At 73.2% G+C, this 23,965-nt stretch carries 24 protein-coding genes and 1 pseudogene; 7 read left to right on the top strand and 18 right to left on the bottom strand.

Annotation, left to right across the window (positions count from 1 at the left end):
- Window positions 1-451 (bottom strand): annotated as a pseudogene (locus tag ABZ914_RS21690) (PucR family transcriptional regulator); the annotation flags it as partial.
- A 122-nt stretch (window positions 452-573) separates the two neighbouring features.
- On the opposite strand from ABZ914_RS21690, the gene ABZ914_RS21695 reads away from it, so the two are divergent.
- A complete protein-coding gene (locus ABZ914_RS21695) occupies window positions 574-1,533 on the top strand; it encodes an alpha/beta hydrolase (protein ID WP_500195154.1) in 960 nt (319 codons plus the stop codon).
- 24 nt (window positions 1,534-1,557) lie between these two features.
- Here ABZ914_RS21695 and ABZ914_RS21700 read toward each other — a convergent pair whose 3' ends face one another.
- From ABZ914_RS21700 to ABZ914_RS21755, 12 genes are all read right to left on the bottom strand, one after another.
- Window positions 1,558-3,045, bottom strand: a complete 1,488-nt coding sequence (locus ABZ914_RS21700; RefSeq protein WP_500195156.1) for an FAD-binding protein — start codon at window positions 3,043-3,045, stop codon at window positions 1,558-1,560.
- Window positions 3,046-3,116: 71 nt separating this feature from the next.
- Window positions 3,117-3,851, bottom strand: a complete 735-nt coding sequence (locus tag ABZ914_RS21705; RefSeq protein ID WP_500195158.1) for a glucose 1-dehydrogenase — start codon at window positions 3,849-3,851, stop codon at window positions 3,117-3,119.
- A 29-nt stretch (window positions 3,852-3,880) separates the two neighbouring features.
- Window positions 3,881-4,966, bottom strand: a complete 1,086-nt coding sequence (locus ABZ914_RS21710) for an NAD(P)H-dependent amine dehydrogenase family protein (protein ID WP_500195159.1) — start codon at window positions 4,964-4,966, stop codon at window positions 3,881-3,883.
- A gap of 8 nt (window positions 4,967-4,974) precedes the next feature.
- Window positions 4,975-5,391 (bottom strand): carboxymuconolactone decarboxylase family protein, encoded by a 417-nt coding sequence (locus ABZ914_RS21715; protein WP_500195161.1) that lies wholly within the window; start codon window positions 5,389-5,391, stop codon window positions 4,975-4,977.
- Complete coding sequence (locus ABZ914_RS21720; protein ID WP_500195162.1) at window positions 5,388-6,254, bottom strand: NAD(P)-dependent oxidoreductase; 867 nt, start codon at window positions 6,252-6,254, stop codon at window positions 5,388-5,390. The genes ABZ914_RS21715 and ABZ914_RS21720 overlap by 4 nt, the downstream gene beginning before the upstream one ends.
- Window positions 6,255-6,277: 23 nt before the next feature.
- The gene (locus ABZ914_RS21725) at window positions 6,278-7,762 is read right to left on the bottom strand and encodes an aldehyde dehydrogenase (RefSeq protein ID WP_500195164.1); all 1,485 of its coding nucleotides are present in this window, start codon (window positions 7,760-7,762) and stop codon (window positions 6,278-6,280) included.
- Window positions 7,759-8,427 (bottom strand): hypothetical protein, encoded by a 669-nt coding sequence (locus tag ABZ914_RS21730; RefSeq protein ID WP_500195166.1) that lies wholly within the window; start codon window positions 8,425-8,427, stop codon window positions 7,759-7,761. The genes ABZ914_RS21725 and ABZ914_RS21730 overlap by 4 nt, the downstream gene beginning before the upstream one ends.
- A 28-nt stretch (window positions 8,428-8,455) precedes the next feature.
- Complete coding sequence (locus ABZ914_RS21735) at window positions 8,456-8,653, bottom strand: ferredoxin (RefSeq protein ID WP_500195168.1); 198 nt, start codon at window positions 8,651-8,653, stop codon at window positions 8,456-8,458.
- Between the two features lie 5 nt (window positions 8,654-8,658).
- Window positions 8,659-10,044: a cytochrome P450 gene (locus ABZ914_RS21740; RefSeq protein WP_500195170.1), complete on the bottom strand. Its 1,386-nt coding sequence runs from the start codon at window positions 10,042-10,044 to the stop codon at window positions 8,659-8,661.
- Window positions 10,041-10,823, bottom strand: coding sequence for an SDR family oxidoreductase (locus ABZ914_RS21745; RefSeq protein WP_500195172.1), 783 nt, complete (start codon window positions 10,821-10,823; stop codon window positions 10,041-10,043). The genes ABZ914_RS21740 and ABZ914_RS21745 overlap by 4 nt, the downstream gene beginning before the upstream one ends.
- 26 nt (window positions 10,824-10,849) lie before the next feature.
- Window positions 10,850-12,106 carry a cytochrome P450 gene (locus ABZ914_RS21750; protein WP_500195173.1) on the bottom strand — a complete coding sequence of 419 codons (1,257 nt, stop codon included), beginning with the start codon at window positions 12,104-12,106 and terminating at the stop codon, window positions 10,850-10,852.
- Window positions 12,103-12,702 carry a TetR/AcrR family transcriptional regulator gene (locus tag ABZ914_RS21755; protein WP_500195175.1) on the bottom strand — a complete coding sequence of 200 codons (600 nt, stop codon included), beginning with the start codon at window positions 12,700-12,702 and terminating at the stop codon, window positions 12,103-12,105. The genes ABZ914_RS21750 and ABZ914_RS21755 overlap by 4 nt, the downstream gene beginning before the upstream one ends.
- Before the next feature lie 154 nt (window positions 12,703-12,856).
- Here ABZ914_RS21755 and ABZ914_RS21760 point away from each other — a divergent pair, with 154 nt between their 5' ends.
- The 3 genes from ABZ914_RS21760 to ABZ914_RS21770 are packed head-to-tail and all read left to right on the top strand — an operon-like array spanning window position 12,857 to window position 15,708.
- Window positions 12,857-13,708, top strand: coding sequence for an LLM class F420-dependent oxidoreductase (locus ABZ914_RS21760; protein ID WP_500195177.1), 852 nt, complete (start codon window positions 12,857-12,859; stop codon window positions 13,706-13,708).
- Window positions 13,709-13,748: 40 nt separating this feature from the next.
- Window positions 13,749-15,005 carry a hypothetical protein gene (locus tag ABZ914_RS21765; RefSeq protein ID WP_500195179.1) on the top strand — a complete coding sequence of 419 codons (1,257 nt, stop codon included), beginning with the start codon at window positions 13,749-13,751 and terminating at the stop codon, window positions 15,003-15,005.
- Window positions 15,006-15,060: 55 nt separating this feature from the next.
- Window positions 15,061-15,708, top strand: coding sequence for a class I SAM-dependent methyltransferase (locus tag ABZ914_RS21770; protein WP_500195181.1), 648 nt, complete (start codon window positions 15,061-15,063; stop codon window positions 15,706-15,708).
- On the opposite strand, the gene ABZ914_RS21775 is transcribed toward ABZ914_RS21770, so the two are convergent.
- Window positions 15,687-16,241, bottom strand: coding sequence for a helix-turn-helix domain-containing protein (locus ABZ914_RS21775; RefSeq protein WP_500195183.1), 555 nt, complete (start codon window positions 16,239-16,241; stop codon window positions 15,687-15,689). The genes ABZ914_RS21770 and ABZ914_RS21775 overlap by 22 nt on opposite strands.
- A gap of 748 nt (window positions 16,242-16,989) precedes the next feature.
- Window positions 16,990-17,922: a PDR/VanB family oxidoreductase gene (locus ABZ914_RS21780; RefSeq protein WP_500195185.1), complete on the bottom strand. Its 933-nt coding sequence runs from the start codon at window positions 17,920-17,922 to the stop codon at window positions 16,990-16,992.
- 257 nt (window positions 17,923-18,179) lie between these two features.
- Here ABZ914_RS21780 and ABZ914_RS21785 point away from each other — a divergent pair, with 257 nt between their 5' ends.
- Both ABZ914_RS21785 and ABZ914_RS21790 read left to right on the top strand, forming a co-directional pair.
- The gene (locus tag ABZ914_RS21785; RefSeq protein WP_500195187.1) at window positions 18,180-19,079 is read left to right on the top strand and encodes an NADP-dependent oxidoreductase; all 900 of its coding nucleotides are present in this window, start codon (window positions 18,180-18,182) and stop codon (window positions 19,077-19,079) included.
- A 63-nt stretch (window positions 19,080-19,142) separates the two neighbouring features.
- A complete protein-coding gene (locus tag ABZ914_RS21790) occupies window positions 19,143-19,484 on the top strand; it encodes an MmcQ/YjbR family DNA-binding protein (RefSeq protein WP_190858781.1) in 342 nt (113 codons plus the stop codon).
- A 450-nt stretch (window positions 19,485-19,934) separates the two neighbouring features.
- Here ABZ914_RS21790 and ABZ914_RS21795 read toward each other — a convergent pair whose 3' ends face one another.
- The 3 genes from ABZ914_RS21795 to ABZ914_RS21805 form a co-directional block, all read right to left on the bottom strand.
- A complete protein-coding gene (locus ABZ914_RS21795; RefSeq protein ID WP_500195189.1) occupies window positions 19,935-20,849 on the bottom strand; it encodes a type IV toxin-antitoxin system AbiEi family antitoxin in 915 nt (304 codons plus the stop codon).
- A 77-nt stretch (window positions 20,850-20,926) separates the two neighbouring features.
- A complete protein-coding gene (locus tag ABZ914_RS21800) occupies window positions 20,927-22,318 on the bottom strand; it encodes an MFS transporter (RefSeq protein ID WP_500195191.1) in 1,392 nt (463 codons plus the stop codon).
- A 141-nt stretch (window positions 22,319-22,459) separates the two neighbouring features.
- Complete coding sequence (locus ABZ914_RS21805; protein WP_347256781.1) at window positions 22,460-23,224, bottom strand: alpha/beta hydrolase; 765 nt, start codon at window positions 23,222-23,224, stop codon at window positions 22,460-22,462.
- Window positions 23,225-23,379: 155 nt separating this feature from the next.
- Here ABZ914_RS21805 and ABZ914_RS21810 point away from each other — a divergent pair, with 155 nt between their 5' ends.
- The gene (locus ABZ914_RS21810) at window positions 23,380-23,712 is read left to right on the top strand and encodes a hypothetical protein (protein WP_433237456.1); all 333 of its coding nucleotides are present in this window, start codon (window positions 23,380-23,382) and stop codon (window positions 23,710-23,712) included.
- Window positions 23,713-23,965 lie beyond the last annotated feature (253 nt).

Here is a 23,965-nt window from a genome sequence, read left to right on the forward strand (position 1 = left end):
GCGGCGCGGACGGCTCGAACCGCATCGCCCGCAGCGCGCGGCACCGGTCGGCCTCCGCGGCGTCCGCCGCGACGACCAGGTCCACCAGGGCGGCGTCGTCCCGCTCGTCGCGCTCGCGCTCCAGCAGCACCGTCGCGGCGAAGGCGAACCGCTCAAGCACGATCTCGTCCAGCGGCAGCGGCGCGCCCGGCCGCTCCAGCCACACGATGCCGGTCTCGGCGAACTCCCGGACGGCCCGCTCCCCCGCCGCCGCGCCCGGCTCCGAGCGCAGCGAGATCCCGCGCGCCGGGTCGGCCAGCCCGGCGGGGCACTCGGCGAGCGTCGCGGTGGCGCGCACCAGGGCGTGCGGGCTCGCGCGCCCCGCGATCAGCCGGTCGAAGAAGCCGATCACCCGGACGGCGTTCTCGGCGTCGGCGTCCAGCCCCGACAACCGCAGGAGCAGCCCCTTCATGGACGGATCGTACGCCACCCGACGATCGGCGGATTCCGGTCCGCGATCCCCGCCGGTCGGCGGCTGGGCGGGACCGCCGATCGCGACGAAACTGGTGGTCAGCCGCCGAGAGGAGCCGGAACGTGACGTACGCCTTCGACCCGGAGCTCGCCCCGTGGATCTCCATGATCCCCGAGATCACGCTGACCGACCCCGTGGCGATGCGGGAGGCCGACGACCGGCTCCTCTCCGCGCGCCCCCGGTACGAGCCGCCCGTCCCGGTCGACGTCCGCGACGTCGCCGTCCCCGGGCCCGAGGGCGCGCCGGCGGTGCCGGTGCGGATCTTCACCCCGGCGAGGGCCGGCGGGCGGCTGCCCGGCCTGCTCTACATCCACGGCGGCGGGTTCGTCCTCGGCAGCGTCGACGCCTTCCACGACGACGCGCTGTGCATCGCCGCGGAGGTCGGCGCGGTCGTGCTGTCGGTGGAGTACCGGCTCGCGCCCGAGCACCCGTTCCCCGCCGGCCTGGAGGACTGCTATGCCGCGCTGACCTGGACCGCCGCCAACGCCGCCGACCTCGGCATCGACCCCGGCCGACTCGCGGTGGGCGGCGAGAGCGCCGGCGGCGGCCTGTCCGCCGCGACCGCGCTGCTGGCCCGCGACCGCGGCGGCCCCGCGCTCTGCTTCCAGCTCCTCGGCATCCCCGAGCTCGACGACCGGCTCGACACCCCGTCGATGCGCGCGTTCCACGACACCCCGATCTGGAACCGCCCGAACGCCGAGCTGAGCTGGGACTACTACCTCGGCGAGGGCGTCCGCGGCACCGCCGGGGTCTCCCCCTACGCGGCGCCCGCCCGCGCCGAGGACCTCACCGGCCTCCCGCCCGCCTACGTCACCACCTGCGAGTTCGACCCGCTCCGCGACGAGGGACTCGCGTACGCGCTGCGGCTCGTCCAGGCGGGCGTGGGGACGGAGGTGCACCACTACCCGGGGACCTTCCACGGTTCCGGGCTGATCCCGGACGCCGCCGTCTCCCGCCGCATGGCCGCCGACCGCCTCGGCGTGCTCCGCCGCGCGCTGCGCACCGTCGAGCAGCCCGTGTAGGCGCGGCGACCCGCGCGGGGCGTCCTACCGGGACGTCCCGCGCGCCCGCGCCGCGGCGGCGAGACCGGCGCGGCGGCCGAAGAACGAGCCTTCGCCGAGCTGGGTGCCGGAGCAGTACCCGGCGCCGTCCTGGGCGATGTTGGACGCGCAGGCGCCGGCCGCGTAGAGCCCGCCGATGACCGACCCGTCGGCCCGCCGGACCTCGCCGTCGACCGTGGTCGCCATGCCGCCGAGGGTGAACCCGGCGTACAGGGCGGTGCCGAGGGTCAGGTCGTAGACGCCCCACGGGCCCTTCGTCTGCGGCGCCAGCCAGTCGGGGTGCTTGTGGAAGTCGGGGTCCTCGCCCCGCGCCGCGTGCTCGTTGTAGCGCGCCATCGTCACCACGAGCGAGCCGGGAGGCAGCTCCAGGCCCGCCTCCATCTCCTCGATCGTCTCGTAGCCGTCCTTCAGCGGGACGAGCGGCATCCGCTGCTCCTCCATGTGGTCGCTGTCGGCGATGAGGTACGCCGCCGCGCCCGGCTGCCGGAGCACGAAGTACGAGGTGCGCGCGTGGTAGCTGTCCTCGGCCACGAACCGCTTGCCGCGGTTGTTGACGATCAGCCCCTTGACCAGCGACGACGGCGGGTAGAACGGGGCGGTGATGAACGGCTCGTCCATGTGCTCCAGCGCCGCGCCGGCCGACTGGCCGAGCCGGATGCCGAGCCCGTCGTCGTAGGTGCCGCCCAGCGTGAACAGCTTCTCGCCGAGGGCCGGCGTGTAGGCGGCGACCATGTCCGCGTTCATCACGAACCCGCCGGCAGCGATCACCACCCCGGCGGCGGCGACCACGCCCGTCCGGTCGAAGTTCCGCCACGCGACGCCGGCGACCGCGCCGTCCCCGTCCACCACCAGGTTGGTCGCGCCGGTCTCGTAGCGGACCTCGACACCGGCCTCCTCGACGCGGTCCCGCAGCAGGTCCATCACGATCTTGGTGCCCTCGGTGTCGCCCGGCACCGGCACCTTGTGGCCGCGCGGCGCCGGCGGGACCCCGTCGCGGAACGGCCACACCTTCTCGTTGCCGGTGAACATCAGCCCCTCCGTGCCGGGCTGGATCACCGCCTTCCCCGGGAAGTAGGAGCGCTCGAACTCGAACCCGAGCGCCTCCAGCCAGTCGAAGTGCTCCACCGACCCGTCGCAGTAGAGCCGGATCTTCTCCTCGTCCGGGTCCTTCGTGCTCGCCATCAGGTAGCGCGCCATCGCCTCGGCCGTGTCCTCGTGGCCGGTGGCCTTCTGGACGGCGGTGCCGCCGCCGAGGTAGAAGTGGCCGCCCGACATGCTCGACGTGCCGCCGTGGACGGCGGCGCGCTCCAGCAGCAGCACCCGGGCCCCCGAGCGCGCGGCCTCCAGCGCGGCGCACCCTCCGGCGATCCCGAAGCCCACCACCACGACGTCGAACCGCTCGGCGTCGGCGGGCACGTCCGCGGCCGGCACCACCGCGGGGACGGCCATTCCGGGAGAGGTCTGTGCGTTCATCGGTTCCCGTCTCGAATCACTGTGCTTCCGGGGGTCACTTCTGGGGTCGCCGTGCGCCACGGGCTCCGGCGTCACTTGTGGGGGATCTGGTTGACGGTGCCGCCGTCGATGACGAACTCCGTCCCCGTGGCGTAGGAGGACTCGTCGCTGGCCAGGAAGACCACGAACGACGCGACGTCCTCGGGCAGCCCGGGGCGCCCGAGCGGGACCGGGATCATGTCGTCGGGGATGCCGTCGGTGAGCGGCGTGCGGATCAGGCCCGGATGCAGCGAGTTGACCCGGACGCCGTGCGGCGCGAGCTCCATCGCGACCGACTTGGTCAGGCCGCGCAGCCCCCACTTCGACGCGACGTAGCCGTGCGCCCAGGACGTGCCGCGCAGCCCCTCGATGGACGAGGTGTTGATGATCGATCCGCCGCCGGCCGCGATCAGCGCGTCCGCGGCCGCGCGGATGCCGAGGAAGGGGCCGGTGAGGTTGATGTCGATGATCTTCTGCCACTTCTCCAGCGAGAACCGCTGGATGGTGGCGCCGTTGGCGATCCCGGCGTTGTTGAACAGCACGTTCAGCCCGCCGAACTCGGCGACGGCGGCCTGGACGGCGGCGGTCCAGTCGTCGGGGCTCGTCACGTCGAGGTGGACGTAGCGGGCGGCGTCGCCCAGCTCGTCCGCGACGGCCTTGCCCTCCTCGTCGAGGATGTCGCCGAGCACCACCTTCGCGCCCTCGGCCACGAGCGCCCGCGCGGCGGCCGCGCCGATCCCGCGCGCGCCGCCGCTGATCAGGGCGATCTTCCCGTCCACGCGTCCCATCGTCGTGTGTCCTCTCTGTCGCGGGGGTCTCAGCCGGCCAGCGCCGCCGCGAAGACGCCGCGGGCGGTGTTGAACGGCAGGTCGAGCGGGGTCCGCAGGCCGGGCGGAGCCGCGACGACGTCGGGGATCGCGTTGACGATGCGGCCCGCGCCCGCCGCGATCGCGGCGTAGTTGTGGTCGCCCTTGGCGCTGGTCGGGCACACGTCGACGCGGTAGGACGGCTCGCCGATGATCTCGAGCCGGTAGGAGCCGCCGTCCTGCGCGGGCCGCGGCCAGTCGGGGCGCAGGTCGTCGCGCAACCGGGTCGTGTGGTCGATGACCAGCACCTCCTTGCCGCCGGCGACGCCGGTGATCTGGAACCGCATCGCCGCCACGCCGCCCCGCGGGATGTGCCCGGCGGCGACGTCGAACGCCTCCGGCGCCGGCTCCCGCTCGTACGCCTCGGTGATGTCGTCGAGCTCGAAGCCGAACCCGCGGGCCATCATCCGGAGGCTGACGCCCCAGGACGCCGCCAGGATCCCCGGCTTGAACATCCTCGGCAGGTCGTCCAGCGGCCGGCCGAAGCCCATGAAGTCGAACATGACCGGGCCGCCGTCGTACGTCGCGTAGTCGGCGATCTCCGAGCAGCGCACCTGCTCCACCCGCTGGCAGGTGCTCGCGATCGCGAAGGGCAGCAGGTCGTTGACCCAGCCGGGGTCCACGCCGCTGGCGAACAGGCTGGTCCCGCCGGCCTCGCACGCCTTCTCGATGGGGTCGATCATGCGGTCGGGCAGCAGCCCCCACGGGTAGATCAGCGGCACCGGCGAGGACGCGGCGACGTTGCTGCCCGAGGCGAGGATCCTCTCGATGTCGGCGAGCGCCTCGAACAGCCGGGTCTCCCCGAGGGCGCAGTAGACGGTGCAGTCCGGCCGCAGCGCGAGGGCCGCGTCGAGGTCGTCCACGGCGGCCACGCCGGTGACCGTGCCGAGGCCGGCGAGGTCGCCGGCGTCGCGCCCGACCTTGGCGGGGTCGGACACGACGAGGCCGGCCAGCTCGAAGCGAGGGTCCTCGATGAGCTGCGCCAGGGCGATGCGGCCGACGTTGCCGGTCGCCACGTGCAGGACGCGGATGGCCATGGTGCTCCTCAGTCCCGTTTCTCGGCGGCCCGCGCGGCCTTCCGGGCCGCCTTGGCGATCGTCTCCTCGACGATGGAGTTGAGCCGCGCGCCGTTCGGCCAGCCCGCGTAGTGGCTGAGGAACACGACGATCTCGCGGAGCGCCTCGTCGTCGAGCTCCCCGGCGGCGTGGGCGGCGGGCACCTGGATGCCGAGCACGTCGGCGGCGCCCTGCCCGGCGAGCAGCCCGATGAGCAGCAGGCGCCGGTCCCGGTCGGACAGGCCGGGGCGCTGCCAGACGTCGCCGAACAGGTGGTCGGCGGTGTAGCGGAAGAAGTCGCCGGTGCCGTCGGTCATGTCGAAGCCGTAGACCTGCTCCATCTTGCGCAGGCCGCGGGCCCGCGGCTCGGGGAGGTCGTCGAACTTCCCGGTCTTCTCGTCGCTCATCGCTGCTCCTCGGGAAAGCCCAGGCCGGGCGCGAGTCGCTCGCGCGCGATCCTGGCCAGCGGTACGTCGACGCCGAGCTCCTCGGCCAGCGCGATCGCGAAGTCGAGGTCCTTCTCCGCGAGCTGCCGGAGGTGGCCGAAGGTGGTGAACCAGAACGACCCCGGCTCCATCTCGGCGGTCGTGTCGCGGTACATGATCGCTCCGGGGCCGCCGGTGAGCGCGTCGGTGTGCCGGACGACCTCGCCGAGCGCGACGATGTCGAGCCCGGCCGCCTCGGCGAGCCGCTGCGCCTCGGTCGCCGCGGTGAAGGCGGCGTAGTGCATCAGGTTGCGGGCGAGCTTGAACCTGGTGCCCGCTCCGATCGGCCCGGCGTGCACGACCTTCTTCGCCAGGACGTCCAGGACCGGGCGGACCGCGGCGAACGCCTCCTCCGACCCGCCGACCATGATGGCCAGCTCGCCGGTGCCCGCGCCCATCACGCCGCCGGACACGGGCGCGTCGACCAGCCGGACGCCCCGCCGCGCGGCGAGCTCCTCCAGCTCGGCGGGCGTCCCGGGGGCGACGGTCGAGTGGATCGCGACGGTGAGGCCGGCGGGGGCGGCGGCCAGCGCCTCGTCCAGCACCGAGCGGACCTGCTCGTCGTTGTTGACCATCACGCACAGCACGTCGCTGCCGGCGGCGAGCGCGCCGACGCCTGCGGCCGCCTTCGCCCCGGCCGCGACCAGCTCTGCGACGGGCCCCGCGGCCAGGTCGAACACGCCGAGCGCGAGCCCGTCCTCGGCCTGCCGCGCGGCCAGCCGGGCCGCCATCGGCTTGCCGATGTCGCCGAGCCCGACGAACCCGACGCGGACGATGTCGCTCATCCCGTTTCCCTCCTCGTCCGCGCCTAGGCGGGCTCGGCCGTGGTCTTGGTCTCGAGGTACTCCTCGAACCCGGCCACGCCCATCTCGCGGCCGATCCCGGACTGCTTGTAGCCGCCGAACGGCGCGTCCGCGCCGAACCACAGCCCGCCGTTGACGCCGACCGTGCCGGTGCGGATCCGGGCCGCGACGGCCTTGGCCCGCTCCAGGTCACCGGAGTCGACCGAGCCGGACAGCCCGTACGGCGACTCGTTGGCGATCCGGACGGCGTCGTCGTCGCCGTCGTGCGCGATGACGGTCAGCACCGGGCCGAAGATCTCCTCCTGGGCGACCCGCGCGGTGTTGTCGAGGCCGGCGATGACGGTCGGCTGGATCCAGAACCCGCCGGCCAGCTCGCCGTCCTGCTCGGCGATCCCGCCGCCGGTCGCGAACCGCCCGCCCTCCTGGAGCGCGAGGTCGAGGTAGGACTTCACCCGGTCGCGCTGCGCCGCGGAGATGACCGGGCCGCAGATGGTGCCGGGGTCGGCGGGGTCCTTCGCGCCGAGCGAGGCCATCGTGGACGCGGCGATCTCCACCGCCTCGTCGTAGCGTTCGCGCGGCACCACCAGCCGGGTGGTGATCGCGCATCCCTGGCCGGCGTGCACGGACGCCGCGAACGCGGTGGCGCCGACGACGGCCTTGAGGTTCGCGTCGTCCAGCACGATCGCGGCGGACTTGCCGCCGAGTTCGAGGAACACCCGCTTGAGGGTCGGCGCCGCGGCCGCCGCGATCGCCCGTCCCGTGGCCGTCGAGCCGGTGAACGAGACCAGGTCCACGCGCGGGTCGCTGGTCAGCAGCGCCGCCACCCGGTTGTCGCGCGGCGTGACGACGTTGAAGACGCCGGCCGGGACGTCGGTGCACTCGGCGAACAGCCGGCCCAGCTCGGCCGCCAGCCACGGGGTGTCGGGCGCCGGCTTCAGCACCACGGTGTTCCCGGCGGCGAGCGCCGGCCCGATCTTGGCGAGGTTGATCTGGTTGGGGAAGTTCCACGGCGTGATCGCGGCGACCACGCCGACCGGCTCGCGGTGCACGGTGCGGCGCGACCGGATGCCCATCGTGACGCCGACGCCCAGGTCGGTCTCCCACGCGTAGCCCTCGGCGAGGTCGATCGTCCACTTCAGGCTCTCGACCGGGGTGTCGAACTGCGGGCCGGCGACGAAGAACGCCGGCGCCCCCGCCTCGGCGGTGGTGAGCGCGCGGAGCGCGTCGGCGTTGTCGAGCAGCGCCTGGTGGAACTGGCGCAGCACCCGGATCCGCAGCGCCCGGTCGGTCGCCCAGCCGGACTCGTCGAACGCGCGGCGGGCGGCGCCGATCGCGGCGTCGACGTCGGCGGCGGTGCCGTCGGGCGCCCGGCCGATCTCCTGCCCGGTGGCCGGGTTGAGGATCGGGTAGGACGCCCCGCCGGCCGCGGCGCCGAGCTTGCCGTCGACGTACTGCTGCGCGGGCGGGTTGGCGGGGGCGCGATCGGTCACTTCGCCGCCTCCGCCGCGTTGCCCGCCGCCTCCGGCGCGTCCTTGGGTGCCTGGGTGATGAAGTCGCCGCGCTCGACGGGCGGCGGCCACAGCGTCGAGGGCATCTCGTCGTAGTGGTAGTGGCCGGGGACGCCGTGCCCGGCGACCTTCATCCGCTTCAGCAGCGTCTCGGGCGCCTTGCCGGAGTTGATGATCTCCATGAAGGTGTGCACGGTCGACGGCATGTCGAACCAGTCCCGCTGCCAGGCGATCTTGATCTGGCCGGCGTCCGCGCCCGCGGCCTGCCGCTCGACGCCGAACCACGAGCCGCCGATGCCGAGGATCTCGTACTCCGCGCCGGTCGCGTCGTTCGTGATCCCGGACTTCTGCTTCCAGAACCCGACGATCATCGACTTCTTCTCGTCGATCACGGTGACCTGGTAGTCGTAGTGCCAGCCGTCGAGGCCGTCCATCTCGATGCCGATCGCCCAGTCCCGGATCTGGTCGCGGCCGACGGCCATGAAGTGCTCGTCGGGGCCGTACATCCAGCCGTACGTCGCGTCCTCGGCGTACCACTCGGCCATCACCCGCCAGTCGCCGGTCCGCTCGGCCTCGCGGTTGATCGCCAGCCAGGAGTCCCAGAACTCCTCGATCTCGGCCCGGGTCAGCCCGCCGTCATCACTCACGTCGTCCCCTTCGTGCACTTGATGGAGCTCAGTCCTCTTCGATCGAAAGCGCGAAGGCCGGGCAGTACCTCACGGCCGTGGCCACGTCCTTGCGGCGGGACTCGTCCGGGTGCTCGTCGAGGATCATGACCACGTCCTTCTCCTCGTCGAACCCGAACACGTCGGGCGCCTCGCCCTGGCACATCTGGTGCCCCTGGCAGATGTCGGTGTCGGCGACGACGCGCACCGCGCTCACCTCCCGGCCCGGCGCCGGTACCGCACCCGGCAGGGCTGTTCGAGCTGGATGACCATCTTGGTGAAGTCGTCCTGGTAGGAGTCGAGGGGCTGGGCGGCCTCGAAGGTGTAGTCGCGCAGGACGACGGAGAAGATCGCCTTCATCTGCATCATCGCGAACGCGTTGCCGACGCAGCGGTGCCTGCCGGCGCCGAAGGGGATCCAGGTCCAGCGGTTCTGCAGGTCCTCCTGCCGGGGGTCGATGTAGCGCCCCGGCTCGAAGTCGCCCGCCTTGGGGAAGTCCTCCTCGATCCGGTTGGAGACCCGCGGCGACGCCGCCAGCATCGTGCCCGCGGGGATCGTCCTGCCGAGCAGCTCGAAGTCCTCGCGGACCAGCCGCATCAGGATGATCAGCGGCGGGTGCAGCCGCAGGGTCTCCTTCAGCGCCGACTCCAGCACCGGGATCGACCGCAGCGCCTGGAACGACACCTCGGTCCCGTCGGCGTACAGCGCGTCCAGCTCGGCGACCACCTCGGCCAGCACGTCCGGGTGCCGCAGCAGCTCGATCATCGCCCAGGACGCGGTGCCGCTGGAGGTGTGGTGCCCGGCGAACATCATCGAGATGAAGATGCCGGTGATGTGGTCGGCGCTCATGTCCAGCGAGATCAGGACGTCGAGCAGGTCGCGCTGGTCGCGGGGGACCTTCCCGCGCTCCTTGCGCCGCTCGATGATGCCCTGCACCAGCGAGACCAGCTTCTCCCGCGCCGCGTCGCGCAGCCGGAAGCTGTCGATGTCGGCGTACGGGTCGACGTAGGCGATCGCGTCGGTGCCGCGCTCCAGCTCGTGGTAGTGCTCGGCGAACGAGGCGTCCAGCTCGTCGCGGAACGGCTTGCCGATCAGGCACGCCGAGGTGGTGTAGATGGTCAGCTCGGCGAAGAAGTCGAGGAGGTCGATCTCGCCCTCCTCGCCCCAGCCGGCGACCATCCGCCGGATCTCCGCCTCGATCGTCCGCGCGTGCCCGCGCATCATGTCCCCGCGCAGCGCCTGGTTCTTCAGCATCTGCTGGCGCTCCTCCGGCGAGGCGTCGAACACGACGCCCTTGCCGAAGATCGGCGTCATGAACGGGTACGCGGCGGCCTGGTCGAGCCGCTCGTCGGGCGCGCGGAAGAACACCTCGTTCGCCTCGGCGCCGCTGACCAGCACCACGTCCTTGTCGGCGAGCCGGAACCGCCCGACGTCGCCGCACTCCTCGCGGACGCGGTGGAACAGGGAGACCGGGTCGACCCGCATCTCCGGCAGGTGGCCGGTGCCGCGGATGATCTCGGGCACCTCGGGGCTCTGATCGTCGAGGACCGTGCTCACCTCGGGGATCGCGGCGAGCCGATGACTCTCGGCGGCGGTCATGGCTTCTCCTCCACGGGTGCTTCGGGATTGACGTCGAGCAGGCTGAGGTGCACGCCGCGCGGCGCGCCGACGATCGTGGCGATCGCGTCGGCGTGCGCCTTCGCCTTGAGGAAGTGGGGGTGCCGGGCGAGCCCGAAGCGGACCCACTGGTCGAGCACGAACGCGGCCTCGTCGGCGTCCCAGTCGGCGCCCATGCCGCTCCATGTCGGGCCGGGGCGGATGATCGAGGCGCGGACGCCGGTGCCCTCCAGCTCCATCTGCAGCGCGCTGACCATTCCCTCCAGGCCCCACTTGCCGGCGGAGTACGCCGACATGAACGGCCGCGCGCGGACGGCGACGTCGGACGAGACGAAGACGATGTCGCCGCGCCGGCGCCCGACCATCGCGGGCACGAACGCCCGCGCGACCCGGTGCGCGCCGACGAGGTTGAGGTCGATCTCCCGCGCGAAGCGCTCGGAGCTGACCTCGATGGTCGCGCCGGGCGCCACCAGCGCGGCGTTGCTGACGACGACCTCGATGTCGCCGAGGTCGGCGGTCGCCTTCGCGGCGAAGTCGGCCACCGAGCCGTCGTCGGAGACGTCGAGCGCGTGCGCGACCGCCTCGCCGCCCTCGGCGCGGATCGCCGCGGCGATCTCCTCGAGGACACCGACCCGGCGCGCGCCGAGCGCCACCGGATGGCCGGCCGCCGCGAGCACCTTGGCCGTCTCCGCGCCGATGCCGGACGACGCCCCCGTGATCACCGCGGGGCGGCGTTCGGGATGCGGGTACTTCCTGGACATCTTCGGTCCCTCCCAGTCCCTCCGCCTCAGCCCTTCCGCAGGGTGAAGCCGGTCGGCAGCTCGGCGAAGCCGCGGACGCTGGTGGAGTGCACGCGCACGGCCCGGTCGGCGTCCACCTCGAAGTCCTCGACGCGCCGGACCAGCTCGTTCAGCACGACCCGCGTCTCCAGCCGGGCCAGGTTCGCGCCCAGGCAGAAGTGCTTGCCGGAGCCGAAGCTGAGGATCTGGCCGAGCTCGCTCTTGGGCCGGTGGATGTCATAGACGGTCGGGTCGGTGAAGACCCGCTCGTCGCGGTTGGCGGAGCCGAGCAGGATCAGCGCCTTCGCCCCGGCAGGGATCGTCGTGCCGTGCATCTCCACGTCGTCGACGACGTAGCGGGCGAGCATCTGGCTGGAGGTGTCGTGCCGCAGCGTCTCCTCGATCCACGGCGTCACCAGCGCCTCGGGATCGCCCGGGTTCGCGAGCACCTCCGCCTTCTGCTCGGGGTGCGCGGACAGGTGGTACAGCGCGTTGCCGAGCAGCTTGGTGGTCGTCTCGTTCCCGGCGACCACCATGAGGAAGAGGAACGCGATGATCTCGCCGTCGGTGAGCCGGTCGCCGTCGATCTCGGCGACGGTGAGCGCGGCGGTGAGGTCGCCCGCCTCCGCGGCCGCCGCCCGGCGCTCCTTCACCATCCCCGCGTAGTAGGTGATGAGCTCGCCGGCCGCCTCCATGCCCGCCGGCGGGACGTCGCGGACGCCGTCCTCGCGGTGCACGACCAGGTCGGCGAGGCGCCGGACCTCGTCCCGGTCGGCCTCCGGCACCCCCATCATCTCGGAGATGACGTCCATGGGGAGCTTCCCGGCGAAGTCGGTGATCCAGTCGGCCTCGCCGTGCTCGGCGGCGGCGGCGAAGGTCCGTTCGAGGTAGTGCTCGGTGAGCCGCTGGATCTGCGGCTGCAGCTCCTTGACCCGGCGCGGCGTGAACGCGGCGGACACCAGCCTGCGCAGCCGGGTCTGCCGCTGCCCGTCGAGGGCGAGGAAGCTCATCACCCGGTGCGCGTCGGGGCTCCACGCGCTCGCGTCGAGGGAGACGCCCATCCGGTTGGAGAACGCCGCGTCGTCGCGGAGCACGTCGAACACGTCGGCGTGGCGCGAGACCACCCACAGGTCGTCCCGCTCGGCGTGGAAGACCGGTGCCTCCTCGCGCAGCCGCCGGTAGAGCGGGTACGGGTCCTCGTGGAACGCGTAGTCGTAGGGGTCGAAGACCAGGGGTCCGGCCACCGCGTCGGTCGAAGCGCTCATTCGTTGCCCCTCATGATCACTTCCACGGCCGAAACGAGCCGGTCGGCGATCTGGTCGTAGGTCAGCAGGCCCATGCCGGCCTGCAGCAGCGCGCCGGTGAAGGTGAGGACCAGCACCTCCAGGACGGCGGCGTCGGCCGGCGCCCCCGGCCGCGCCGCCCCCGCGAGGGCCGCCTCGAACCGGGAGTAGAACTCCCCGCCGATGCGCAGCCGCAGCCGCGCGACGTCGGGATCGCCGCCGAGCAGCGCCGGCGTCACCGCCGCCGCCAGCTCCGGTTCCGCGACGATCCGGGCCGTCAGCGCCCGGACGGTCGCCTGCAGCCGCTCGGTGGCGCCCGCTCCGTCCGCCGCGGCGCCGTCGTCCTCGCTGAGGTGCCGCCAGAACAGTTCCGCGAAGAGGTGGTTCTTGGACGAGAGGTAGGTGTAGGCGGTCGCCGGGGAGACGCCCGCCCGCTGGGCCACCGTCCGGATCGTCAGCGCGTCGTGCCCGACGGCGCGCAGCTCCTCGAGCCCGGCGGCCATCAGGTTCTCCACGGTTTCGGCCTGCCGGGCGTTGAGGCCCTGCCGCAGCGCCGGGCTGGTCACCTGACTGGACATGTGTCCACCGTAGACCGGGCCGGAGATCGCCGCAATAGCCGGATCTGAATCGACTTCTCCTTTTCGCGGAGGAGGGCAGGTTCTCCGGCCGCTCCGCCGGACAGCTGTCCAGTCACTATTCCAGGAAGCCTAGAACACGTTCTACTATGACGCCATGCGCAACGGAATCGTGCTCTTCACCTCCGACCGCGGCATCACGCCGGCAGCCCTCGCGAAGGCCGCCGAGGAGCGCGGCTTCGACACCTTCTACGTGCCCGAGCACACCCACATCCCGGTGCGCCGCGACGCGCTGCACCCCACCGGCGGCCAGGACCTGCCCGACGACCGCTACACGCGCACCCTCGACCCGTGGGTATCGCTCGCGACCGCCGCCGCCGTGACCGAGCGGATCGGCCTCGCCACCGCCGTCGCGCTGCCCGTCGAGTCCGACCCGATCACCCTCGCCAAGACGCTCGCGACCCTCGACCACCTGTCCGGCGGCCGGCTGACGATCGGCGCCGGCTTCGGCTGGAACACCGACGAGCTGGCCGACCACCACGTCCCGGCGGCCAGGCGGCGCACCGTCCTGAAGGAGTACCTGGAGGCCATGCGCGCCCTGTGGACCGAGGAGGAGGCGTCCTACGACGGCGAGTTCGTCTCGTTCGGGCCGAGCTGGGCCTACCCCAAGCCGCCGCAGGGCCGCATCCCCGTGATCGTCGGCGCCGGCGGCGGCCCGAAGACCATGAGGTGGATCGCCCGCCACGCCGACGGCTGGATGACCACGCCGATCGAGACCGGCATCGCCGACAAGGCCGCCCTGCTGCGCCGCGAGTGGGCCGACGCGGGCCGCCCCGGCGAACCCGACGTGCGGATCCTGGTCGCCAAGCGGCCCTCCCCCGACGACCTCGCCGAGTGGTCCGCGGCGGGCGCGTCCGAGCTGATCTGGGGCGTGCCGGACGCCGACGAGGCCAAAGTCATCGAGTACCTGGACAAGACCGCCGCCCGGCTCGGGCTGACCGCGAAGTGACGCCGACGAGAACCCGTTTCATCTTCGAGGAGATCGCCAGATGACCAACCCTGGAGCGATACCGCCCGGCCGTTACGCCGCCCTGTCCCGGGACGAACTCGCGGTCGCCGTCCCCGAGCTGCTCCTGATCGGTCAGCTGATCGACCGTTCCGGAATGGCGTGGTGCATCTCCGCATTCGGCCGGGAGGAGATGGCGCGGATCGCGATCGAGGAGTGGGCCGCGTCCAGCCCCATCTACACGCGGCGGATGCAGCGCGCCCTCGGCTACGCCCCGGAGGTGCCCGGGAAGGGCGACGTCCCGACGATCTTCAAGGGCCTCCAGCTCGACATCGGCGCCCCGCCGCAGTTCATGGACTTCCGCTACACCGTCCACGACCGGTGGCACGGCGAGTTCCACCTCGACCACTGCGGCGCCCTCATGGACGTCGAACCGATGGGCGAGGACTACGTCCGCTCCATGTGCCACGACATCGAGGACCCCACCTTCGACGCGACCGCCGTCGCGACCAACCCGAAGGCCCAGGTCCGCCCGATCCACCGGCCGCCGCGCTCGCCCGCCGGCCGGCACCCGCACTGCGCCTGGACCGTGATCATCGACGAGTCGCACCCGGACGCGCAGGGCATCCCCCTGCTCGCCGACAACGAGCGCTCCCGCGCCGCGACCCTCGACCTGGCGCCGATCGACCCGGCCGACGACGGCCTCGCCGACTACACCGGCCCACTGCTGTCCGACCTCGACTTCGCCGCCTTCTCCCGCTCCGCGCTCGCCCGGATCGCCGACGAGGTGTGCCTGCAGATGCACCTGCTCAACCGGGCCTTCACGCTCGCCGTGGCCGCACGCGCCGACGCCGACGGCCTCCTGCGCATCCGCCGTAGGCAACTGGTCGGCATCGCCGGCGTCGCCGCCGAACGCCTCGCCCGCGCCCTCGACCTCCCGGCCACCCCCGAGGGGGCCGCCCGGCTCCTCGCCGTTCACCCGCTCCTCAACCCGTCGGCCTACGTCGACGCCTCCGTCGACGGCGCGACCGTCACCGTCCGCCCGTCCCCCGCCCACGAGGACGGCGCCTGGATCTCCCTGTGCGGACCCGGCTGGACGACCGCGCTCCAAGCCGTCGTCCGCGCCCTGGACCCCTGCCTCGACACCGAGGTCACCGGCACCGACCGGGACTGGCGGCTGGCCGTCGTCCGCCGCGACGAGCCCGCGCCCGAGCCCGACGAGGTGGCCGTCGTCCGGTTCAGCACCGGCTCCGGCTTCGCCTTCGAGCCGCGCCGCTCCCTGCCGATCACGCCCGTCTGACGCGCGAGCGGTTCGTTCAAGACGAGCCGCGCCGGGACTGCCGACACTTCCGGTCATGACCGAGCAGACCTTCACGCCCGCGCTGGGCCGCGCCTCCTTCCCCCGCCTCTACGACGCCGTGATCGCGCTGACCCGGGAGCGCCTGTGGCGGAGCATGATCGCCATGCACGCCGCGGTCCGGGCCGGTGACGTCGTCGTCGACGTCGGCTGCGGCACCGGATCGCTGGCCCTGCTCCTGCACCGCATCGAGCCCTCCGCGCGCGTGATCGGCGTCGACCCCGACCCGAAGATGCTCGCGGCCGCCGAGCCCAAGGCCGGTGCGGGCGGCGTCGAGTGGCGGACCGGGATGGGCGACGCGCTGACGGACATCGTGGATGCGGGGACCGCCGACACCGTCGTGTCGAGCCTCGTCCTCCACCAGTGCCCCGTGCCGATGAAGCGGGCGATCCTGGCCTCGATGCTCGAGACGCTGCGGCCCGGCGGCCGGCTGGTGATCGCCGACTTCGGTCTCCAGCGCACCCGGGCGATGCGCCTGGCCTTCCGCCTGGTGCAACTGGCGGACGGCCGGGAGGACACGCGGTTCAACGCCGACGGAAGGCTGCCGGGCCTCATCTCCGAGGTCGGCTTCGTCCAGGTACGGGAGACCGCGGCCGTGCCGACGGTCAACGGCTCGATCTCCCTCTACACCGCGCGGCGCGCCTGACGTCCCAGCGCCCGGACGACCTCCGCGGGCGTCAGCCCCATCATCCGGCGCATCTCGCGGGTGAAGTGCGCCTGGTCGGCGAAGCCGCCCGCGAGCGCGGCGCCGCTCAGCGTCCGCCCCTCGTGCAGCGCCTCGGCCGACCGGGCGAGGCGCCGCCAGATGCGCCACCGCGCGAGCGGCATGCCCAGCTCCGCCCGCGCCAGCGCGCAGAGCCGCTGCGGGGACAGCCCCACCCTCGCCGCCAGCGCCGTCATCGGGATCCGCTCGTCCATCAGCACGCGCATCGCGTCCAGCAACCGCCCGTCGAGCTCCCCCGACAGACGACCACCCGCGACGTCCTCCTCACGAAGCCCCCTCATGCCAGGAGCCGGGGTGATGCCCCTGCCGCAGACCACCCGCAACCGGTCGGCGAACGCGCAATGCGGCTCCACGAAAAGCGTGCGCAGCTCCCGAACCGGAAGCAGCCTGTGGCCGACCATGGGCGGCACGACCAACGCCGCATCGCTGAAGCGGTTGCCGTCCTCATCGTCCATGACCACCTCGCCATGAACACCGATGGCCACCTGAAAGGCGGCATGCCGATGAAAGCCCCCCTCCGCCACAGCCCCTTGGTAGACCGCGTAACCGTCCCCAATAACGAAGTAAGCCCCCTCCACCCCACACCCCCTCAACCGCCCCGACACCAACACCACACCACCGCCCCAACACACACCCAGCGCCTCAAGCACATTCAGCCGTCCCAAGACACCAGCACACACCTCAACCCGCGCGACGCCCCCGCCCACTCAAGCGCAAGCCCGACCCACCGCACGCCCCGACCAACGCAGCACAGCCAGCACTAGGCACGCTCCGCCCCCGCACAGCGCACACCCACGACCAGCGGGGGCACACATCGCCCGCCGACACACCAGGTCCAACCACCCCAGCGCACACCCAGGCCGACGCGATGCGCACTCCGGCCAATGCAGCGCACCCCTGGACGACCCGGCGCAGCGCAGCCGATACGGCGCCCACCGGCCAGCATGACGCACATCCCGACCGACGCGAGCCCACACCCCACCACCGCGCCGCGCATCACGGCCGGCTCGGCAGACACCCCCGGCCGCCCCGGCCCGCATCCCGGCCAATGCGGCGCACACCGTAGCGGCCCAGAACCCCACCCACCCAGCACATCTCGACCTACGCGAGCCCACACCCCACCACCGTGCACACATCGCGCCAGCGCAGCACGCACCACGACCGGGTGGGCGCGCTACGGCAGACGCGGCGGAGGTGGCGTGTTCAGAGTTCGAGGACTAGGCGCGGGCCTTTGGCGCGGGACACGCAGATCATCATGAAGCCGCCGTCGGCGCGCTCGTCGTCGGTGAGCACGGAGTCGCGGTGGTCCGGCTCGCCGTCGAGGACGGGCGTCTCGCATGTTCCGCACGTGCCCTCGCGGCACGACGACAGGACCGTGACGCCAGCCTCCTCGACCGTCTCCAGGATCGACCGCCCGGGCTCGACCTGCAGCGTGCGGCCGGTGAGCGACAGCTCGATCTCGAACGCCTCGTTCGGGCCGGTGACGGGCTTTGCAGAGAAGCGCTCAGTGCGCAGCGTGCCACTGGGGCACCGCTCCTCGACCGCCGCCAGCATCGGCTCGGGCCCGCAGCAGTAGACGAGCGTGCCCTCCCGGAGCCCGGAAAGCGCGGCGTCGAGGTCGGGCAATCCGAACTCGTCCTGCGGCCGTACCTCGACACGCTCTCCGTAGCGCGCCAGGTCGTCGAGGAAGGCCATCGCCGCCCGCTGCCGCCCGCCGTAGAGGAGCCGCCAATCCGCGCCCGCGGCATCCGCCGCCGCCACCATCGGCAGGATCGGCGTGATGCCGATGCCCCCGGCCAGGAATAGGTAGCCGGGCGCGTCCTCCAGAGCGAAATGGTTGCGCGGGCCGCGCGTGAGGAGCTTGTCGCCGACGTTCAGTCGCTCGTGGACGAACGTGGAGCCCGGCCCCTCCCTCAGCACACCGAGCCGCCACGTCCGATCGTCGGCCGGGTCGCCGCATAGGGAGTACTGCCGCACGAGACCGTCGGGCATCAGCAGGTCGACGTGCGCGCCAGGCTGCCAGGACGGCAACGCGCCTCCGTCCACGGCGCCCAGCGTCAATCCCACGACGCCTTCCGCGAGATCGGTCCTTTCCAGGACGACGACCTCCGTCTCGACGGCGCTCTGGTCGGTCACGTGCCCCCCTCTCGTTCGTGGTCGTCCCGACCATCGCTGCTCCTCCGGGCACGCGTCACCCCCGCTTCCGTCAAACGGAAGACCTCGGCCGACCCGGCGCCGTGCACGCAGTCATCCGCTTTGAGGGTTCGTCGACTCACCAATGGAGATGCCGGGGAGAGCACCGTCTGTGACGTACGGTGTTCTGCGGCGAAACGGCGTTCGCCGTCGTATGGACAGCGGGTGCGAGGCCCCCTGGAGTGGCATCGGAGCGGATAATGAAGGCAGCGCGTTTCGACCTGTTCGGAGGCCCGGAGGTGCTCCAGATCGTGGATCTTCCCGATCCGCATCCGGGCCCCGGCCAGATCCGGATCGCGGTGCGCGCGGCCGGGGTCAACCCGAGCGACTGGAAGAAGCGCCAGGGCCTGATGGACCCGGAGCTCCCCCAGACGCTGGGCCACGAGGCGGCGGGCATCGTGGACGAGCTGGGCGAGGGCGTCAAGGACGTGGCTGTCGGCGACCGCGTGTTCGGCTTGTCCGCCGAAGGGGCGGCGCAGGCCGAGCTGGCCGTGCTGTCCTTCTACGCGCCGATCCCGCCGTCGCTCGACTTTCCCGGCGCCGCGGCACTGCCGGCCGCCATCGAGACGGCCACGCGCGCGCTCGACCAGCTCGGCGTCGCAGGCGGCACGCTGCTCATCAACGGCGCCTCCGGAAGCGTCGGCAGCGCCGCCGTCCAGCTCGCCGTTGCGCGCGGCGCGCGCGTGATCGGTACGGGCGGCCCGGCGAACCACGAGTACCTGCGCTCGCTGGGGGCCGAGCCCGTCGCCTATGGCGAGGGCCTGGCCGAGCGGGTCCGCGCGCTTGCGCCCGGCGGCGTCGACCTGGCGCTCGACGTCGCGGGGAGCGGGGTACTGCCCGAACTCATCGGCCTCACCGGCGGTGCCGAGCACGTTCTCACGGTCGCCGACTTCGCCGGCGCACGGGAGCACGGAGTGCGGTTCAGCCGCGGGGACGCCGGCCGCGCCGTCCACGTGCTCGACGAGATCGGCGCGCTGATCGAGGCCGGACGCTTCTCGCTCCCGGTCGCGGGGACCTTCCCGCTCGCCGAGATCGCCGAGGCGCACCGCGCCGGCGAGGAGGGCCGCGTCCGCGGGAAGCTCGTCCTGCTGGTCGGCTGACACGGCCGCGGTGGCCGTGGTTAGGCTCCTTCACGGTCATTCTTCCTGGGAAAGGGCGGGCGCATGGACGTGCTGGAGCGGCTCCGGGAGATCTGCCTCGGGATGCCGGAGGCGACCGAGAAGCCGTTCGGGGGTCACACATCGCCCTCCTTCCGTGTTCGCGACAAGCTGTTCGTGATGACCAGCGAGGACGGCTCGTCCATGATGTTCAAGGCCGGTCCGGGGGTGCAGGAGGCCCTGGTATCGGAGGACCCGGAGCGGTTCTTCGTCCCGAAGTACGTCGGCGCCAAGGGATGGGTCGGCGCTCGCCTGGACGTCGAGCACGACTGGGAGGAGCTGGCGGAGCTCATCGAGGACAGCTACCGCCTGATCGCCCCCAAGCGTCTCTCGGCCCTGCTGGACTGAACCCCCGCCATCGCCCGGGCCGCGCAAGCCTCATCCCCAGCGAGCACACCGCCAGCCGCCGCAGCTAACGGCCACAGCGCCGGCAAGCGCCGCGCAAGCCCCCGCCAGCGGACGCGCCGCCAGCCGCCACGGTCGGTCGACGCGCCGCCAGTGGGCGCGGGCAGCAGGCCCGACGCCCGCAACCGCCAACGGGTACGGCCCGAGCCGTCGCCGCCAGCGCGCACGGCGCCAGCCACCGCCAGCGGGCGGGGCTCAAGCCACCCTGGTCGGCAGGCGCGCCGCCAGCCGCCCTGGTCGGTCGACGCGGCGCGAGTTGCCGTGGACGGTGGGCGCACCAGCAGCGGGCGCGAGCAGCAGGTGCGATGCCCACGCCGCCAGCGGGTACGGCCTGAGTGGCCGTGGTCGGTGGCGTGCCGTCGGGGGGTGTGGGTGGCAGGTTGAGGTCCGCGGTCAGCGGGGGTGGTGGGGGCGGCGGGAGAGGGTTGTCAGGCGGGCGGTGATGCGGTTCATCGTCGCGGCGTCGGGATTCCAGCCGCGTTGGAGGAGTGCGGTCAGGAGCGCCTCCAGGTAGGGGGCCGGGCGGTACAGGAAGAGCTTGGTGACGGGGATGATCTGCCAGCCCATCTCCCGGCCGAGCCAGCGGCGGCGGCTCTCGTCGTGGGCGCGGGCGGCTCGGCCGGTGTGGTGGCGCTCGCCGTCGTACTCGATGCCGACGCGGTAGTCCTCGTAACCGAGGTCCACGTAGAGGCAGCGGTCGCGCGGCCCGGCGACGGGGACCTGGGTGCGCGGGCGCGGGAAGCCCGCGTCGACGACGGCGGTCCGGACCCAGCTCTCCCCGGGGGAGGCCGCGCCGCGGTCGCCGAGGCGCAGGAGGTCGCGCAGCCGCCTGTTGCCGTGGTAGCCGGGCAGTGTGCGGGCCATGGCCTTGAGTTCATCGGTGTCGACTCCGTTCCGGAGGAACTGGTCCAGTGCGGCGACCGCCTCGGAGCGCGGCAGCCAGCGCGTGCAGTCGAGGGCCGTACGGGCGCGGGAGGTGACGCGGATGCCCGCCTCCTCCCGCACGTGGTCGGGTGGAAGGTCCACGTGGTCGGCGACGGGCGGGCCCGTCGCGCACTCGGCCGGTCCGGGGGTGATCAGTTCGACGTCCCAGTCGGTCTCGTTCACGCCCGGTGGGAGGACGTCGATGCCCCAGATCCAGGCGGCGGTGCGGCGGGCGATGACCGCGTCCGGCGGGAGGAGGCCGCTGAGGGCGGCGGCGCGGACGGTGAGCGGGGAGCCGGTGCCGGGGGTGACGTGGAGGCCGGGGCCGACGGGGACGGCCGGGCCGCCGGACGTCCGCTTCCAGGTGATGCCGAATCCGTTCATGGTCACCGATGATGCCGACCCCGCAGGCCCCCGGGCAGGGGCTCGGGAAAATGTGGATAACCCCCTGTCGACGCAGGTCAGAGGCGTCTCCTGCCGAGGAGCACCGCGGTGAGGACGGCTCCGCAGAGGGCGACGGCGGCCGCGGTGGCGAAGAGGGCGTCCAGCCCTTCGGTGAACACCCGGTGCCGGCTCAGGACCGCTCCGTACACCGCGATCCCCACCGCGGACCCGACCTGCATGACGGTGTTGTTGACGCCGGACGCCATGCCGAGCCGGGACCGGTCCGCGACGTCCACGGCGAGGCCGCCGAGGGTCGGCAGCGCGATCCCGCACGCGAGGCCGGCCAGCGCCATGCCCGGCGCCAGATGGGTCCAGGACGAGCCGGGTGCCAGCCCGTGCATGAGCAGGATCGCCAGCGCGAGGAGCGTCAGCGAACCCGTGACGAGCAGGCCCTTGGGAAGGCGGTCCATGACGGCGCCGGCGATCGGACCGGCGACGAGGATGGGGACGACGAGCGGCAGGAAGCACAGGCCGGTCTTGAGCGCGGAGAAGCCGAGCTGGTCCTGGAACCACAGCGACACGTAGATGAGCAGGGCGAAGACGCTGGCCTGCACGGCGAACGACCCGATCTGCGTGCCGCTGAACGCGCGGTCCCGGAAGAGCGGCAGGTCCAGCATCGGGTCGGCGAGGCGGCTCTCCACGGCGAGGAACGCCGCGAGCGACGCCGCCGACGCGCAGAAGACGAGCGGGGTCTCGGCGCTCCCCCAGCCGTGGTCCTGGACGCGCAGCAGCCCGAAGACCAGCAGGGACAGGGAGACGGCGAGGAGGCAGGGCCCGGCGAGGTCGATGCGGCGCCGCGCGCGGGGAGTCTCCTCGCGCGGCAGCGCGCGGGCGCCCATCGCCAGGGTGACGGCTCCGACCGGCACGTTCACCAGGAAGACCCAGCGCCAGCCGAGGCCCGAGACGAGCGCGCCGCCGACGACGGGGCCGAGGACGACGGCGAGCCCGGCGGCGGTGCCCCGCACGCCGAACGCGACGCCGCGGGCCTGTCCCGTGTAGCACTGCGCGATGAGCGCGAGCGTGGTCGCGAACATCAGCGCGCCCGCGAGCCCCTGGACGGCCCGCGCCGCGATGAGGGTCGCGGCGGTGGGCGCCAGGCCGCACGCCAGCGACGCCGCGGCGAACAGCGCCACGCCGGCGAGGAAGGAGCGGCGCCGCCCCCAGCGGTCGGCGAACGCTCCGGCGGTGAGCTGGGAGGCGGCCATCGCCATCGTGTACGCGTTCACGACCCATTGCAGGTCGCCGAGGCCGGCGTGCAGGTCGTGGCGCATTCCCGGGACGGCGACGGTCACCACCGTCGCGTCCAGCATGAGCATGAAGACGGCGGCGACGATCGCCGCGAGCGGCCACCATCCGCTCGTCCGGTCGTGGTGGCGGGCGATCGCGGGGGCTGGTCTCTGGTCGACCATGAGGCTCCTTCCCTAGCGGTATTAGGGTCAATCTAACACCGCTAGGGTACACCTAGCACTATTAGAGAAGAAGGGTGTCCGATGGCACGCCGCGCGCAGGGAGGCGCGGGTCGCGGGCGCGGCGCCGCTGGGACGGGAGCGTCAGAGGGCCGCGTCGGGACGCATCGCGGTGGCGGAGGACGCCGCCCACGCGCCGATGCGGTGGATCAGCTCCGGGGTCGCGGCGACCTCCGCGTGGCCGAACCCGGGTTCGATCCACAGTTCCTTCGGGTCGCGCGCCGCGTCGTACAGCTGCCGCCCGTGCTCGATGGGGAAGAACGCGTCGGAGTCCCCGTGGACGATCAGCAGCGGCGCGGGGGCGATGCGCGCCGCGACCTCGTGCGGCGCCTCGGGGACGGGGTCCCAGCCCTTGGCGGCGATGCGCGTCCCGCGCGCGAGGCGGACGGCGAGCCGTCCGAGGGGCCGCTCGATCACCCAGTGGACGCGGCGCATGGGGACGGTGTCGCGGTAGTACCAGCGGGCGGGCGCGCTGACCGAGACGACCGCGTCTACGGCGCCGTGCAGCGCGGCGTGCCGGATCGCGACGGCGCCGCCCAGCGAGAAGCCCGCGACGACGACGCGCCGGTACCCCCGGACGCGTGCCGCGGTGACCGCGGCCTGCACGTCGAGGACCTCCAGGTCGCCGACCGTGGAGTGCCCGCCGGACCGCCCGTGGCCGCGCAGGTCGAGGGCGAGGACGCCGCCGTACCGGTGGAGCACCGCGCCGATGCGGCGGAGCGCGGGCTGCCGCCAGGAGCAGGTGAAGCCGTGCGCGAGCACGAAGCAGAGGTCGTCGTCCCCGCCGAGGTGTCCTGCGTCGATCCGCACACCGTCGGCGGCCTGGAGCGTCACGGGATCCGGAGTCACCACCCCTCCATGATCGGACATCGCGCTCCGGGCTCCCCTCCCGCCCCCCGGGGAGAAGTGGGGCGGGTGGGGCTGAACGTGCAGGTGGGTGGGTAGGTAGCCGGTGTGTCGGGGGCGCTGGTGGAACCACGGGCGCGCGGGTCGGGGCGGCCGGTATGGGCGGCGAAGACCGCGCGCTGCGCCTGACGGCGCGCGAAGGGGCGCCGGAGACCGGGGCGAACGGGCCGCGGGCTCCGGAGGGCTTCCGGTCGCGTGCCGCCGGGCGTCCGCCGCGGCGCGCGAACGGTGAGGACGCGCTGCGGTCCATGCTGTCCTCGGCGCGGGCCCATGACCGGGCGGCGGCCTTGCTGGAGGACATGGCGGCCGTCCATCCGGAGGAGGCCGCGGCGCATCTGGAGTCGGCCGAACGGCATCGCCGGTGGGCCGACAACGACCGGGATCTGGCGGACCGGTACGGCCCGCGGCACCAGGACCCGGACGAGCCATGACGCCGGCGGCGGGGCGGCGGGACGGCAGGGCGGCAGGGCGAGCCCCTGCCCGGAGCGCCTGACGACGCTCTGTGCGACGATCGGGACAGCAGATCAGGGAGGTCCTCGTGCGCATCGGTGTTTCCCTCGGCGAGGGGGGGGGGGGCGCCCCCCGCCGCCCACCCGCGGGGCCAGGAGGGGGCGGCCGCCCCCCGCCCGGGGGGGGGGGGGCGGTGGGGGGGCGCGTGTTGGGTGGGTGGGGGGCGCGGGCGGC

The sequence above is a fragment of the Spirillospora sp. NPDC046719 genome, from assembly GCF_040645715.1.
GTDB lineage: Bacteria > Actinomycetota > Actinomycetes > Streptosporangiales > Streptosporangiaceae > Spirillospora.